Source organism: Chitiniphilus eburneus (genome assembly GCF_005048205.1).
Taxonomy (GTDB): domain Bacteria; phylum Pseudomonadota; class Gammaproteobacteria; order Burkholderiales; family Chitinibacteraceae; genus Chitiniphilus; species Chitiniphilus eburneus.
Map to the genome: position 1 here is coordinate 16,438 of NZ_SUMF01000023.1, position 14,430 is coordinate 30,867.

Consider the following 14,430-nt stretch of genomic DNA (forward strand, 5'->3'; position numbering starts at 1 on the left):
TGCAGGTAGGCCATCCTCACGCTCAAGCCTTGCTCTGTGTCCTCAGTGGTTCAATATCCGGGGCAGCCTTCTTACTCCGCCACCCCGAACGCCGTGAGGATATAGTCGTAGCGATCCGTATCCATCTGTTCGGCCACATACGGTTGCAAGCGCGCGATCCGGGGGGCGTCCAGCATGTACGACAGCTTCATGTCGGGGTCCGGTTTGTCCTGTTCATCCTTGAACAATTCGTAGAGAAACACCGACGACACGGTGTCGGCGACGGGCAAGTGGCCGATGAAGGCGCCGCCCAGGTCTTTCTCCCAGACTTCGATGGCGCGGACGATTTTCATGGCGGTTCCTGAGGGTGATTTCCGGGGATTATATCGCCGTGCTCACGACCGCCCCGAGTAGCAGCAGCGTTTCCACGATTTCGATGCCCGTGCCCAGGCAATCGCCCGATACGCCGCCCAGCCGGCGTGCCAGCCAGCTCCGGTACAGCCAGACCGCCACGGGCGCCAGTAACAACGCGGGGGCCAGCCAGAGCGAGAGCGCGCCCAGCGTCAGTGCCCAGCCCCACGGCGCCAGCGGCGCGCGCCGCCAGCCGAAGCGCTCGGCCAGGCCCGGGGCCAGCGGCGGCAGCGTTTGCCAGCCGAACACGCCCCAGCGTGCCCATGCCGGCGCCAGCAACAGCACCACCCAATGGCCAGCGCGCGCCAGCAGCATCACCAGGATCAGTTTAGCCGCCACCTGCCCCAGCAGGGCCAGCACGCCGAAGCTGCCCAGGTGCGGGTCTTTCATCACGGCCAGCAGGCGCTCGGGATCGCGATGCGCCGCGCCCAGCGCGTCGGCCACATCGGCCAGCCCATCCAGGTGCAGGCCGCCGGTTATCCAGATCCAGCCCAGCGTCGCGAGCAATGCCGCGAGCCAGGGATCGACCTGTGCACCAGCCCAGGCGATGGTGGCAAGCAAGGTGCCCAGCAGCAGGCCCACGGCCGGAAACCAACGTGCCGCGCCGGCCAGCATCTCCGGCTGGAAATCGCGCACTTGCGGGGTGGGCAGACGGGTGAGGAACTGGATCGCCAGGATCGGCTCGCGCCAGTCCGGGCGGGAATATCGTCTTGTCACGGTTGAAGAATCGGCTATTGCAGGGCGTCGTTGACGGGGGTGTTGTCGATGCCCATCAGGATCGGCGGATAGTTGTCATCCCACCACAGGCTGACGCTGGCGGCGTAGTTCAGCCAGAACTGGGCGTGGCGTGTCGAGGGTACGTCCAGCCAGTGGGAGAGCAGCGCCCGCATCACGCCGCCATGGGTGATCAGCACGCGATGTCCGCCTTCGCCGCTGGCCAGCCATTGCTCGGTGGCCATGACCGCGCGCGTCTGGAATGCCTGCCAGGTTTCGCCGCCGGGCAAGGGGTTGTGCTGGGGATCGCGCTGCCAGGCCTGAAGGGCATTGGCTTCCTCGACGTTGTAACTCTCGTGCAGCCGGCCATCCAGTGCCCCGAAATCGCATTCGCGCCAGCGCGCATCCAGATGCAGCGGCAGCGACAGCATCTGTGCACGCTCCTTGGCGAAGCTGGCGCAGCGCAGCAGGTCGGAACTGCCCAGTGACGTGACGCGGTGGCGCTCGATCTGTCGCCAGCGGCCGCGCATCTGGTGCCAGCCCTCCGCCGTCAGACCGGGATCGGAATGGCCCAGCAGCCGACGGGCGCTGTCCACCGCCTCGCCATGGCGCATCAAGGTCACTCGGAAAGCAGTCATTGCACTTCCTTTTTACTGGTTGGCCACGCCGGCCTCGGCGAACGTCGCCATGCTCCGATGCAATGCCAGCGCTGCCTGCAATAACGGCAGCGCGATGGCGGCACCGCTGGCCTCCCCCAGGCGCAGACCCAGGTCCAGTAAGGGCGACAGGCCCAGCACCGCCAGGGCGTGACGGTGGCCTGCTTCGGCGGAGGCATGCGCGGCCAGCAGCCAGTGCGCGGTCGCGGGCTGGTGGCGTACCGCGACCAGTGCTGCGACGGTGCTGATGAATCCATCCAGCAGCACCGGAACGCGTTGCCGCCCCGCTTCTTCATAAAAGCCGGCCAGCGCGGCGATTTCCAGCCCACCGAGCTGGGCCAGCCAAGCGTGCGGCGTATCGGTACCGGCGGCCTGGGCACGCGCCAGCGCCCGACGTACCACGTCGGTCTTGTGTGCGTGGCGCGCGTCGTCGATGCCGGTGCCACGCCCCACTGCGTGTTCCGGCGCGATATCCCCCAATGCGCACAACAGCGCAGCGGCGGCGGTGGTGTTGGCAATGCCCATTTCGCCGCCGATCAGCAGCGTATGGCCTTGTGCGACCAGTTGCCGCGCCACTTCGGCGCCGGCTTGCCACGCGACCTGGCATTCGTCGGCCCGCATCGCCGCTTCGCACAGCAGGTTGCGGCTGCCGGCGCGTATCGGCCGGACCACCAGCGCGGCGCCGGCTCCGGGGGGCACGGGCACCGGGTGTGCCACGCCGACATCGATGACGCGCAATGTGGCCTGGTGTTCCGCCGCCAGCACGCTGATTGCCGCGCCGCCGGCGACGAAGTTGGCCACCATCTGCCCGGTGACTTCCATTGGAAAGGCGGAAACATCCTCGACGGCGACGCCGTGGTCGGCGGCGAATACAGCGATGGCGGGCACCAGCCGGGCCGGCGTTGCTTCACCCAGGCGATCGGCCAGCCACACCGCCAGATCCTCCAACTGACCCAGGCTGCCCGGCGGCTTGGTCAGTTGTGACTGGCGCCGCTGTGCCGCATGGCCGGCGGGCGTGGTGGGGGCGAAGCGAAAGGGGGCGGTCATGACGGTAGCGCACTGGGCGTCGGAACGAGGGCGGACACTGTATTACGAAACGGCGCGCCTTGCGCAATGGCCCCGACGGCATGCCGGTAAGCAGCCCTGCACGGTGCTACAATCGCGCGCTTCGTCGAGGTGCCCATCAGCCGCTGCCGGCTGCATGGGTGAAACAGGGAACCAGGTTCATGGCGTTTTGAGCCATTCAATCCTGGGCTGCCCCCGCAACGGTAGGTCGCATCGAAGGTATCCGTGACGCTGGCTGAGAGCCGGCGTCGGCCACTCTTCCATCAGGTTCGCCCAGGCGAAGGGAAGGGGAAGGCGGGTACTGGAGCGGCAAGCCCGGAGACCGGCCTCGCGATTTCGTAGCGAAAGCCCGGGGTGCGGCTTGTCGCCGCGGACAATCCGTTTTCGGCGGTTCGTGCCTGCCGCATGGCGCATACCGCCGCTTCGCGCTTCCCATCGGGAACGTCTCGCCGGTTTTTGTTCGCGGCTCCGTCACGCCATCGGGCTTTCGCGTGTGTTTGCACATTCGCGCTCGCGTGGGGCGAGCGCGTGGAGACCCCGATGATTCCCTTTCCTTCGCGGCGCCTGCCGCTGATCCTGGCCGCGCTGGTCGCCGCTTCCGTCCAGGCCGCACCCGATACCACGCTCGATCCGGTGGTCGTCACCGCCACCCGCACCGCCGAAGCGCGTTCTTCGTTGTCGAGTGATGTCTCGGTCATCGAAGGCGACACATTGCGCGCCAGCGGCGCCCAGACCATGGGCGAGGCGCTGGGCCGCCTGCCGGGCGTGCAGTTCAACCGCGTCGGCGGCCCTGGCCAGCCGGCATCGCTTTACCTGCGCGGCGCCAATTCCAATCACACGCTGGTGTTGATCGATGGCCAGCGCCTGGCGCCCGGGCCCGATGGCGGCGCGGCCTTCGATACCATCCCGCTGGCCATGATCGAGCGCGTGGAAATCGTGCGCGGCTCGGCGTCCGGCCTGTATGGCGCCGATGCGGTGGGCGGTGTGGTGCAGATATTCACCAAGGCGGGCGATGGCAAGCCGAGTGGCAGTGCCAGCATCGATTACGGTAGCCATCGCACCGTGGGCGGCAGCGCCGGCTATGGTGGCGCCGTGGGCGACACCCGTTTTTCCATCACAGTGGATGCCCGCAACAGCGACGGTTACGACATCACCCGCCCCGAAAGCATGTACGCGGAGGACGACGACGATGCCTGGCGCCAGCGCAGCGCGACGCTCAGCCTGTCGCACCGGTTCGATGAGCGCCACGAAGTGGGCTTGCGCGGCTTTTATGTGCAAACCGATGCCGACTACGATGGCGGCAGCTATGACCTCGATCCTCACAGCCGGCGCAAACAGAGCAGCATTTCCGCCTACAGCAACAATCGCTTCACCGAGAACTGGCAGAGCGACCTGTTGATCGGCCAGGGGCGGGATCGCTACGTCACCGACAGTGCATATCCCAGCCGCAGCCTGATCATCCAGGACCAGGCGCAATGGACCAACACCCTGCAAAGCGACGCCGGGCAGTGGCTGCTGGGGCTGGAGTACCTGCGCGAACGGCTGGACAGCGACACCGACTACAGCGAAACCCGTCGCAACAACCGCGCCGCGCTGGCCGGCTGGCAGCACGACTTCGGCGCACATCACCTCCAGGCCAATCTGCGCTACGACGATAACAGCCAGTTCGGTGGCGCCACCACCGGCGGTCTGGGCTACGCCTGGCGATTCACCCAGGGCTGGCAATTGTTCGCCAACGGCGGCACCAGCTTCCACGCACCGTCGTTCGTCGATCTCTACTTTCCGTCGTGGCCCGGCTTCCCGCCGGCCGCCAACCCCAATCTGGTTCCCGAAAAAGGCCGTTCCCTCGACGGCGGCCTGCGCTGGCAAGGGAATGGCTCGCTGGTCGATGCCACGTTGTTCTACAACCGCATCCGCAACCTGATCGTGCTGGACGAAAACTACACGCCGCAGAACCTGGCCGAAGCGCGCATTCGCGGCCTGACCCTGAACGGCAGTACTCGCCTGGGTAGCCTGGAGTTCAATGCCAACGCTACCTGGCAGGATCCGGAAGACGAAGAAACCGGCAAGGTCCTGCCGCGTCGGGCTCGTGTATATGGTGCGGCCGGGGTGGCGCAGACGCTGGGCGACTGGCGCTGGCAGGCCAATCTGGCCGCCGTCGGCAAGCGCTACGACCAACGCGATGCTCAAGGCCGGATGGGGGGCTATGGCCTGGTCGATCTGGGGCTGGATTACCGTATCGCGCGCGACTGGCAAACCCAGCTACGCGTGAACAACGTGTTCGACCGTGAATACCAGCAAGGTCTGGGTTATGCCAGCGACGGCCGTACCGCGTTCATCAAGCTGGTATACGAAGGGCATTGATAAGCTGGGTGTCCTACCTTGCCTGCCCGCGACACCCCCGGTATACCCGGGGGTGTTTTTCATTTTCCGGCGACTTTCATGGCCCATCTGATCACCGGCGGCGCACGCTCCGGCAAAAGCACCTACGCCGAAGCGCTGGCCCTGGCGCATGCCGGCCCGGTACGTTACCTGGCTACTGCCGCGCCGCATCCCGCCGATGCCGAGTTCGCCGCGCGCATTGCGCAGCATCGCGCGCGGCGGCCGGCGCACTGGCAGGTGCTGGAAGCGGGCGAGGATCTGGCCGGCGCGTTGCGCGGCAGTGCTGCGCCTGACACCCTGCTGCTGGTCGATTGCCTGACGCTGTGGCTGGCACGCTTCGGCGATGGCGAAACGATGCGCGAGGCCGAGTTCGCCGTCGCGCGTGCCGCGCTGCTCGATGCCTTGCCCGGGTTGCCGGGCGATCTCGTACTGGTCACCAATGAAATCGGCTGGGGTGTTGTGCCGATGGGGGCCGGTACGCGCTGGTTCGTCGATGAACTGGGGCGATTGAACCAGGCCGTGGCCGCGCGGTGCATGCGGGTGACGCTGGTGGCGTGCGGGCTGCCGCTGGCCTTGAAAGGCGGATAAGGGCAACGCTGGCTGCGGTGGCGCCCGTGGCGGATCAGGCGGTTTCGTTTTCCCTGCGTCGCTCGATGGCACGCTTCAGCGAGCCGTCGGCGGCCAGCAGCAGGTCTTCGGCGTCTTCCACCTCGCTGGCCAGCTCGGCCATGCCCACGGTCACCCGTACCGTAAAGCGACGTCCATCCTCCAGGACCACCTGATGAGCCGCGACGGTCTCGATAATGCGTTCGGCCACGCTGCGGGCGCCTTCCAGCCGCGTATCGGGCAACAGAATGGCGACCTCCTCGCTGGAGAAACGCCCGAGCACGTCGAAATCGCGCACGAGCGTCCGGCAGACCGTGCCCACATGACGCAATGCCAGATCGCCACCGTGGTGGCCGTAGTGCGCATTCAGCGCACGCATATCGTCGATATCGACCAGCAACACCGACAACGCATGGCCGGCGCGCTGGCTGCGATTGACTTCGTGCTCTGCCTGCGCAAGAAACGCCGAGCGATGCGCCAGCCCGGTCAGCAGATCGATGCCGAGCCGCTGTTCGATGGCGGTGCGCAATTGCCGGCGCGCCAGTTTTTCGCGCCGCCAGCCGATGATGGCCAGGATGGTCATCAGCCAGCCTAGCGCGGCGATCCACACGGCAAGGGCGATGGAATGGAGCATGGCGATTTCTTGGTGTCGATTGATTGGTTTATAACGCCTGGCGCCCGTGTTTGCTGGCTCACGCAGTATGGGCCGGGTGGGTTGCTGTCAATGGCCTTTCCCTGAAATAAACATCCGTTTCATCTTTCCAGACGGATGTGGATGTGAGGGGACGGCTGGCGATGCAGCGGATAGAATGCCGCCCATGAACTCCGCCAGCCTCGGGAACCGGTCCGGGTCGCGCGCCGTTGCGGCGCTTCGCTCCGGCGCCGCCGGCCCTTGCCATCGCCAGCCATGACTGCTCCACGCATCCTGCTCGTGCGCCTGTCCTCGATGGGCGACGTGATCCACGCCATGCCCGCCGTGACGGACATCGCCCGTGCCTTGCCTGGTGCACGCATCGACTGGGTGGTCGAAGAGGGCTTCGCCGAACTGCCCGCGCTGCATCCGGCGGTGCATCGTGTCATACCGTTCGCATTGCGCCGCTGGCGGCGCCATGGCGGAGCGCTGCGTGAGTTCACCGCTTTTCGCCGCGCATTGCGCGAGGAACGCTACGATCTGATCCTGGATGTCCAGGGGCTGGTGAAAAGCGCTCTGGTGGCCCGATTGGCGCGCGGCCGGATAGCGGGCTACGACTTTTCCAGCGCGCGGGAAGGGCTGGCTACCGTGTTCTACGGCAAGCACTACGCCGTGCCGCGCCAGCGCCACGCCATCCTGCGGGTCCGTGAGCTGGCGACCGCCGCGCTCGGTTATCCGCCGTCCGCCACACTCGACTACGGCCTGCCCCGCCCGGATGTAGCCCTGCCCTGGCTGCCAGCCGGTGGCCACGCCGTATTGCTGACCGCCACCAGCCGCGCCGACAAGGAATGGCCGGAGCGTGACTGGCTGGAGCTGGGTGAACGGCTGGCCGAACATGGACTGGCCTGTGTCCTGCCCTGGGGCAGCCCGGCCGAGCGCGTGCGCGCCCAACGGCTGGCCCACGGTATCCGTGGCGCCGTGGTCGCGCCCAGGTTGTCGCTGACCGAGGCCGCCGCCTTGCTGGCAGGGGCGCACGTCGCCGTCGGCGTCGATACCGGCCTGGTGCATCTGGCCGCTGCCATGGCCGTACCAACCGTGGCGATCTTCTCCGCCTCCGACCCGGATCGCACCGGCGTGCTGGCTTCCAGTTATGCCGTCAACCTCGGCACGCGCGGCGCGGCACCGGACGTGGACACCGTCTGGCGCACCGTGACCACGGGCATGCGCCGGTGATCGCGCGCTGGCTGTATTCGTTATGCCTCTACCTGCTGACGCCGGTGGCGATGCTGTATCTGCTCAAGCGCGCGCGGCGCCAGCCCGACTATCGGCAACACTGGGATGAGCGCTGGGCGCGCTATGACACGCCGCGTCCCGCCGACGGCGAAGCGCCGATCTGGCTGCACGCGGCATCGGTGGGCGAAACCCGCGCCGCGCTGCCACTGGTGCGCGCGCTGCGCGAGCGTCATCCCGGCCGCCGCTTCCTGATCACCTGCATCACCCCCACCGGCCGCGCCACCGCGCGTGAATTGCTGGGCGATGCGGTGGAAATCGTCTATCTGCCCTACGACTACCCGGATGCGGTGGCGCGTTTTCTGGCGCGTTACCGGCCGGAATTTGGCCTGGTGCTGGAAACGGAAGTCTGGCCGAACCTGATCGCGGCCTGCCGTCGCCGGCATCTGCCGCTGTTCCTGGTCAATGCGCGGCTGTCCGATAAATCGTTTCGTGGCTACTCCCGCTTGCGCCCGCTGATGTCCCCCGCATTCGCTGGCTTTGCCGGCATCCTGGCGCAGCATCAGGAAGACGCCGATCGTCTGACCCGACTGGGCGCGCGCGACGTGGTGGTCACCGGCAACCTCAAGTTCGACAACGTTCCCCCGGCCGACGTGGTGCAGCGTGGCTACGACTGGCGCCGCGCGCTGGGCGACCGCCCGGTGCTGTTGCTGGCCTCCAGCCGCGATGGCGAAGAGGCGCTGTGGCTGGAGGCGCTGGCGCGGCAGACGTTGCCCGAGAACCTGTTGCTGGTGATCGTGCCGCGCCATCCACAACGTTTCGACCAGGTTGCCACCCTGCTGGCCGAGCGCGGCCTGCCGACAGTGCGACGCAGCGGCTGGAATGGTCATACGCTCGACCCTGCCACTCGCGTTGTGCTGGGCGACAGCATGGGCGAGATGGCCGCGTGGTACGCGCTGGCCGACGTCGCCGTGATGGGTGGTTCGCTGCTGGAGTTCGGCTGCCAGAACCTGATCGAAGCCTGCGCGGTCGGTACGCCGGTGCTGGTCGGGCCTTCCACTTTCAATTTCGCCGAAGTGGTGCGCGCCGCGCTGGAGGTCAATGCGGCGTGGCAGGGCAAGGATGTGGACGCTGTGGCGGCGCGTGCCTTGCGCCTGCTGCGCGATGCCACCCGCCGCGGCCGCATGCGCGCGGCCGGGCTGGCGTTCGCCGGCATCCATCGCGGTGCGACGCAGCGGGTGCTGGCGGTATTGGAAAGCCGGCTGGGAACGGAACAGCCAGGTCGATAAAAAAAGCCCGCGTTTGGCGGGCTTTTTCAATGACATGCCGTTCAAAGATAGGTCACGACGAAACCTTCTTCTTCCGAGAACCTGACCTTCAGTTTTTTACCGCTTGCTTCCTCGACTGGATAGTGGGGGGCCAGGTTTGGGGTGGCGTCATAAAAAACCCATATGGCTTTTAGCGTTCAGGGGGCTGTTATCAGTTGGCCAGCCTTTCTCATTTTTTCTGCTTGTTTTCAAACAAAAGAATTCTTGGGAATCGGAAATTCGATCACAACCATAAAAATGGGTGGGGTAATGCAAAAGGCGGGAATCAAGATTTGGCGGCCGTGAGTTGCATTACAGCGTCGCGGGGGAAGCGAAGCTCTAGGTGGCTGGAACGATCTGTTGTATCAGCCGCGCCAATGCCTTAGCGTATGGCGCTGGTGCAGCACCAGTCCCGCCAGGATCAACGCGGTGCCGGCCATCATACGGCCGGTGACCGTTTCATCGTTCAGTGCGTGGCCCAGCCACAGCGCGCTGGCGGGGGAGAGCAACGACAATACCGCTACCTGCCCGGGACGGCATTCGCGGATCAGCCAGTAGTACAGGCTGAACGCCAGCACCGATCCAACCAGCGCCAGATAGACCACCGCGCCCAGCGTGCGGGGTGGGGCTTCCCAGGGGGGCGGCGCGCCGTGCGCCAGCCACAGCATGCCAGTGACCACGGCACAGACCAGGAGCGCGCCCGCGTTCACCGCCAGCGCGGGCAACCCTTGCCCGTAGGGTTTCAGCCGCACCGCGGCGCCCGATTGCAGCGCGACCGCCAGCAATAGCACCAGCAGGGCCGGCAAGCCGTCCGGTGCCAGCGACAGGCGCTCGCCGAAGACAACGACCAGCCCGGCTACGCCCAGCCCGATGCCCACCAGTTCATGCCGCGCCAGCTTTTCGTCGAGCCAGAGTCGGGCGAACAGTGCGGTGGAAAGCGGGATCAGACCGAACAGCACGGCGACAAGGCCCGAGGACACATGGCGCGATGCCCAGTAGGTGCACAGCATGGACAGCGACGTGCCCAGGCCGGCGGTGAGATAGGCGCGCCAGGCCGCACCGCCCGGCAGGCGCTTGCGATACAGCGCGAACATCAACGCCAGCGCCACTACTGCCGCCAGGGAGAAACGCCCGAACAGCGCGGCGGGATATGCCAGCCCCTGCACGCTCCAGTTGATGGCCAGCGCGGTGGTGGACCACACCGCGATCAGGATCAGCGCGGCGAGGAACTGCATGGAGCAAATACTGGATGGTGGGGAGCGAGACGGCGCGGCATCGTGGGCGGGCGGAAGGCGGGCGCACAGCATACCCCGCCGTGCCGGGGCGGCCCAGCCTGCAACCGCTGGTGTTCTCGCCGGGGGGCGGCGAGTGCGGGTGTGGCATCGAACAGGAAAACGCCGAGGTGAGCGGCCCTTCCATCAGGAAAAGCATTGCCTCGTCAGGTGCGGCTTCCTGTAATCATCACTTCCAGCGAGGCGGGAATCGCGTTCTGGCGGGTGATTTTCACGCCTGGTAATAACAGGTCGCTCCGCGCCGCCTATGGTGAAAACCTCGTGGTTTTGCCCTGGAGGCACGCAAATGAAGACATGGCATGCAAAGTTGGGTGGTTTTGCGCTGCTGGGCGGCTTGATTTCGGGGGCCGTCGTGGCGGCGCCGGTGATCTATCCCGCTAAGGGCCAGAGTGCCTCGCAACAGGCCAAGGACGATGGCGAATGCTACGCCTGGGCCAAGCAGAATACCGGGGTCGATCCGGCTCAGCCGCCGGTGGCGGCCACGGTGACGCCGCAGCCAGCACCGATCCATCACGGTCAGCGGGTGCGTGGTGCGGCACGGGGTGCGGCGGCTGGCGCGGTGATCGGCGAAGTGGCCAATGACGATGCCGGACATGGCGCGGCGGTGGGTGCGACGGCTGGCGTGGTGGCCGGCGGCGTCGCCACGCGTCAGGAACGCCGTGCCCGCAATGCCCAGGCCCAGGCGCAGGCGACGCAGCAGGCGCAGGTCAGCCAGGAGTCGCTGGCGTTATATGAACGCGCTTATGGCGCTTGCATGGAAGGGCGAGGGTATACGTTGAAGTAGGGGGTGGGGTGGTTGCAACTGCACCTGCTTGAACACCTGTTAGCGCCTGCGGCGCGGGTTGATTGACGCCCTTAGCGGCCGGGCGGGCCGGTTCATTTCTTTTGCTCCGCCAAAAGAAATGAACCGGCCCGCCCGGCTGCGAGGGGTATCAATTAATCTGCGCCGCAGGCGCCAGGGATTTCAGGCTTTGACGTAGCTGTTGGCTTCAGGTGGAGATCGAACGCATCAATCAACTCGCGAATCCCACCATGCTCCTGGCGTGGCTTGGCCCCGTCCTGCCCGGCTTCAGCTATAGCCAGCCCTTGCGCTTGAAGAACCAGTACGGTGCGATGCCCGAGATCACCATCAGCGCAATGGCGAAGGGATAGCCCACCTTCCACTGCAGTTCCGGCATCAGGTCGAAGTTCATGCCGTAGATACTGGCGATCATCGTCGGGGGCAGGAACACCACCGATGCGATGGAGAAGATCTTGATGATCTTGTTCTGGGCCAGATTGATCAGACCCATCATCGCGTCCATCAGGAAGTTGATCTTTTCGAACAGGAACCCGGTGTGATTGTTCAGCGATTCCAGGTCACGCAGGATTTCGCGCAGATCGCTTTCCTGTTCGCGATTCATCACGCGGCTACGCAGCAGGAACGATAGCGCGCGGCGGGTATCCATCAGGTCCAGCCGCACCTTGCCGTTCACGTCTTCCTGCTGCGCGATCAAGGCCAGCGTCTCGCCCATCTTTTCGTCGCTGATTTCGTCCGAGCGCTTGAGTACGCCCTGGCTCACGCGTTCCAGCGCGGTATAGATGCCTTCCAGCACATCGGCGTCGTATTCCACCGAGATCGCGTAGATCGACAGCAGGATGTCCTCGGCGGTGCTGACGAAGCCGTGCTGCACCCGCGCACGCAGGCGGAACAGGCGGAACACGGCCAGTTCTTCCTGGCGCATGGTCAGCAGGCGGCCGCGATTCAGGTGGAACGCCACCGTCACGTTATCGGCGCCATCGCTGTCCTGGTGCAGGAAATAGGAATTGATGTGCACACCGGCGTGATCGACATAGCAGCGCGCCGATTCCTCGATATCCTCGAGGTCTTCGTCCTCGGGCAGTTCGACGCGGAATACACCCTGCACGAAATCACGCTCGGCATCGGTGGGATCGACCAGATCCACCCAGACCACCTGCGGCTGCGCGAGATCGGCTGCCGTTTCCACCTGGATCTGGCGCAGACGGCCATCGGCGAGGACGAAAGCAGAGAGCATGGGGCACCTCGGGCGTCTGGGTTGTGGGCGGGCGCGATTATAAGGGAACTCTGGTCCCTTGCCGTGTAAGCGCCTGTCTCGTTTTTTTGCACGCCTGGATTTCGTGGCGCCAGTTGGATACGAACGCATTCTGCCAACGTCGTTCGCAAGGTGGCGCATCGTACTCCGCCGATCGGCCAGGCGCATAAAGTGAACACCTTTTAAGTCGCCGTTCACGATGGTGCGCCGATGCCAGGTACCGGTCGATCGATCACGGTTTCACCGTGACAACAAGACACTGTCACAAGCATGCGGTAGGCTGCCAACGCCCCGCCGGGCCCACTCCGCCTTCGTCGCAAGGACGCCATGACCGACGTCAGCCGCAAAACCCAGGAAAGCCTTCAGGACACCCTGCTCCAGGTGCAGCGCCTGTTGGCGCGTCACAAGCTGGTGGAAGGCATGGTCCATCGCCAGGACATGCCGCGCCATGACCTGGTGGAAAAGCTGGTGCACAAGCAACACCTGGCCGAGCTGTCGGTCAAGCTGGAGCGCCTGCACGCCGCCGACATCGCCAAGATACTGGAAGCCTTGCCGCAGCCCGAGCGGCTGACCGTCTGGGAACTGGTGCGCGCCGAGCGCGACGGCGACATCCTGCTCGAAGTGTCCGATGCGGTGCGCGAATCGCTGCTCGAACACATGGATAGCCACGAGATCGTTGCCGCGGCCGGCCGGCTGGATGCCGACGAGCTGGCCGACCTGGCGCCCGACCTGCCCGAGCATGTGCTGTCCGAGGTGATGAGCGGGCTGGGCGAGGACGAGCGCGCCCAGGTGCAGAGCGCACTGTCGTACCGCGAGAACGAAGTCGGCTCGCTGATGGACTTCGACATGGTCACCATCCGCGCCGACGTCACCCTGGCCACGGTGCTGCGCTACCTGCGGCGCTTCCAGAACCTGCCAAAGAACACCGACAAGCTGTTCGTCGTCGATCGCAACCGCAGCCTGAAGGGCGTGCTGTCGCTGAAACGGTTGATCCTGAACGCGCCGCAACGGTCGGTTGGCGAAGTGATGGCGCGCGAGATGGTCACCTTCAGCGCCGACGACCACGTGGACGATGCGGCCAATGCCTTCGAGCGCTATGACCTGGTTTCGGCGCCGGTGCTCGACAGCAACCAGCGCGTGATTGGCCGGCTGACCGTGGACGACATGGTCGATGTGATCCGCGACGAATCGGACGCGCTGACGCTGGCTGGGCTGATGAAGGGCGAGGATCTGTTCTCGAGTATCTGGAAGTCCGCCAAGAACCGTGGCCCGTGGCTGGCGCTCAATATCTGCACGGCGTTTCTCGCCAGCCGCGTGATCGGTGCCTTCGAGGCCACCATCGCCCACCTGGTGGCGCTGGCCACGCTGATGCCCATTGTCTCGGGCATCGGCGGCAACACTGGCACCCAGACCATGACGCTGATCATCCGTGGCATTGCGCTGGGGCAGATCACCGGCGCCAACGCCAAGCGGCTGATCCTGAAGGAACTGGGTATCGCCCTGCTCAATGGCTTGCTGTGGGGTAGCGTGTTGGGGCTGATCGCGTGGTTGCTGTACCACCAGGTGCCGCTGGGCCTGGTGATGATGAGCGCCATGGTACTCAACCTCCAGGTTGCCGCGCTGGTGGGCATCCTGGTACCGCTGACGATGCAGCGGCTGGGCCGTGATCCGGCCTATGGTTCGTCGGTGCTGCTCACCGCTTCCACCGATAGCATGGGGTTTTTCATATTCCTCGGACTGGCGACGATCTTCCTTACGTAAACGTGGCGCGCCGCTGGCCTGGCCCAGCCTTGGCGATGTGGGGGGGCGCAGGAGACCCCGGCCAAGCCGGGTGCGTGAGAGGGTTGGCATGCCGGCAATGGCGCTTCCCCGGTTGATTCGCTGCCGCGAGGGGGCTTTGCGTTGGTAGAGGCTATACGCGGTGGATTCGGTGCTGTTGGGTTCTCACCCAAGTGGTGGATGGGGCTGTTTCGAATCGCGCAATCTGGAGATGAAGCGACGATTTATTCCTTTGGGGACTTAGGGCGTGTCGTCACCTGTTTCACGACAGCGTTCGGTGCAGTTCGGGATGCCGCGCCAGGAGCTGGACGCGCGGCGGTATGG

13 protein-coding genes and 1 riboswitch are annotated in these 14,430 nt (G+C 65.6%); of the genes, 6 read left to right on the top strand and 7 right to left on the bottom strand.

Annotated elements, in window-relative coordinates; genetic code table 11:
- Positions 1-71: 71 nt before the first annotated feature.
- The 4 genes from FAZ21_RS15475 to cobT are packed head-to-tail and all read right to left on the bottom strand — an operon-like array spanning position 72 to position 2,807.
- Complete coding sequence (locus FAZ21_RS15475) at positions 72-332, bottom strand: hypothetical protein (protein WP_136774349.1); 261 nt, start codon at positions 330-332, stop codon at positions 72-74.
- Positions 333-360: 28 nt separating this feature from the next.
- Positions 361-1,107 (bottom strand): adenosylcobinamide-GDP ribazoletransferase, encoded by a 747-nt coding sequence (cobS, locus tag FAZ21_RS15480; protein ID WP_246038702.1) that lies wholly within the window; start codon positions 1,105-1,107, stop codon positions 361-363.
- A 14-nt stretch (positions 1,108-1,121) separates the two neighbouring features.
- Positions 1,122-1,742, bottom strand: coding sequence for a histidine phosphatase family protein (locus FAZ21_RS15485; protein WP_136774350.1), 621 nt, complete (start codon positions 1,740-1,742; stop codon positions 1,122-1,124).
- Between the two features lie 12 nt (positions 1,743-1,754).
- Complete coding sequence (gene cobT, locus FAZ21_RS15490) at positions 1,755-2,807, bottom strand: nicotinate-nucleotide--dimethylbenzimidazole phosphoribosyltransferase (RefSeq protein ID WP_136774351.1); 1,053 nt, start codon at positions 2,805-2,807, stop codon at positions 1,755-1,757.
- A 110-nt stretch (positions 2,808-2,917) separates the two neighbouring features.
- A riboswitch (cobalamin riboswitch) is annotated at positions 2,918-3,170 on the top strand.
- Positions 3,171-3,365: 195 nt separating this feature from the next.
- On the opposite strand from cobT, the gene FAZ21_RS15495 reads away from it, so the two are divergent.
- Positions 3,366-5,189 (top strand): TonB-dependent receptor domain-containing protein, encoded by a 1,824-nt coding sequence (locus FAZ21_RS15495; protein ID WP_169307439.1) that lies wholly within the window; start codon positions 3,366-3,368, stop codon positions 5,187-5,189.
- Positions 5,190-5,267: 78 nt separating this feature from the next.
- Positions 5,268-5,795 carry a bifunctional adenosylcobinamide kinase/adenosylcobinamide-phosphate guanylyltransferase gene (cobU, locus tag FAZ21_RS15500; protein ID WP_136774353.1) on the top strand — a complete coding sequence of 176 codons (528 nt, stop codon included), beginning with the start codon at positions 5,268-5,270 and terminating at the stop codon, positions 5,793-5,795.
- A gap of 34 nt (positions 5,796-5,829) precedes the next feature.
- Here cobU and FAZ21_RS15505 read toward each other — a convergent pair whose 3' ends face one another.
- Positions 5,830-6,447, bottom strand: a complete 618-nt coding sequence (locus FAZ21_RS15505) for a GGDEF domain-containing protein (RefSeq protein ID WP_136774354.1) — start codon at positions 6,445-6,447, stop codon at positions 5,830-5,832.
- Positions 6,448-6,720: 273 nt separating this feature from the next.
- Between FAZ21_RS15505 and waaC the strand changes: the two genes are divergently transcribed.
- Entirely contained in the window at positions 6,721-7,677 is a 957-nt protein-coding gene (gene waaC, locus FAZ21_RS15510) for a lipopolysaccharide heptosyltransferase I (RefSeq protein ID WP_136774355.1), read from the top strand.
- The gene (gene waaA, locus FAZ21_RS15515) at positions 7,674-8,963 is read left to right on the top strand and encodes a lipid IV(A) 3-deoxy-D-manno-octulosonic acid transferase (RefSeq protein WP_136774356.1); all 1,290 of its coding nucleotides are present in this window, start codon (positions 7,674-7,676) and stop codon (positions 8,961-8,963) included. The genes waaC and waaA overlap by 4 nt, the downstream gene beginning before the upstream one ends.
- A 383-nt stretch (positions 8,964-9,346) precedes the next feature.
- Here waaA and FAZ21_RS15520 read toward each other — a convergent pair whose 3' ends face one another.
- Positions 9,347-10,216, bottom strand: coding sequence for a DMT family transporter (locus FAZ21_RS15520; protein WP_169307440.1), 870 nt, complete (start codon positions 10,214-10,216; stop codon positions 9,347-9,349).
- Between the two features lie 343 nt (positions 10,217-10,559).
- Between FAZ21_RS15520 and FAZ21_RS15525 the strand changes: the two genes are divergently transcribed.
- Entirely contained in the window at positions 10,560-11,057 is a 498-nt protein-coding gene (locus tag FAZ21_RS15525; RefSeq protein WP_136774358.1) for a YMGG-like glycine zipper-containing protein, read from the top strand.
- 289 nt (positions 11,058-11,346) lie between these two features.
- On the opposite strand, the gene corA is transcribed toward FAZ21_RS15525, so the two are convergent.
- A complete protein-coding gene (gene corA, locus FAZ21_RS15530) occupies positions 11,347-12,309 on the bottom strand; it encodes a magnesium/cobalt transporter CorA (RefSeq protein WP_136774359.1) in 963 nt (320 codons plus the stop codon).
- Between the two features lie 345 nt (positions 12,310-12,654).
- On the opposite strand from corA, the gene mgtE reads away from it, so the two are divergent.
- Positions 12,655-14,088: a magnesium transporter gene (gene mgtE / locus FAZ21_RS15535; protein WP_136774360.1), complete on the top strand. Its 1,434-nt coding sequence runs from the start codon at positions 12,655-12,657 to the stop codon at positions 14,086-14,088.
- The last annotated feature ends 342 nt before the right edge of the window (positions 14,089-14,430 follow it).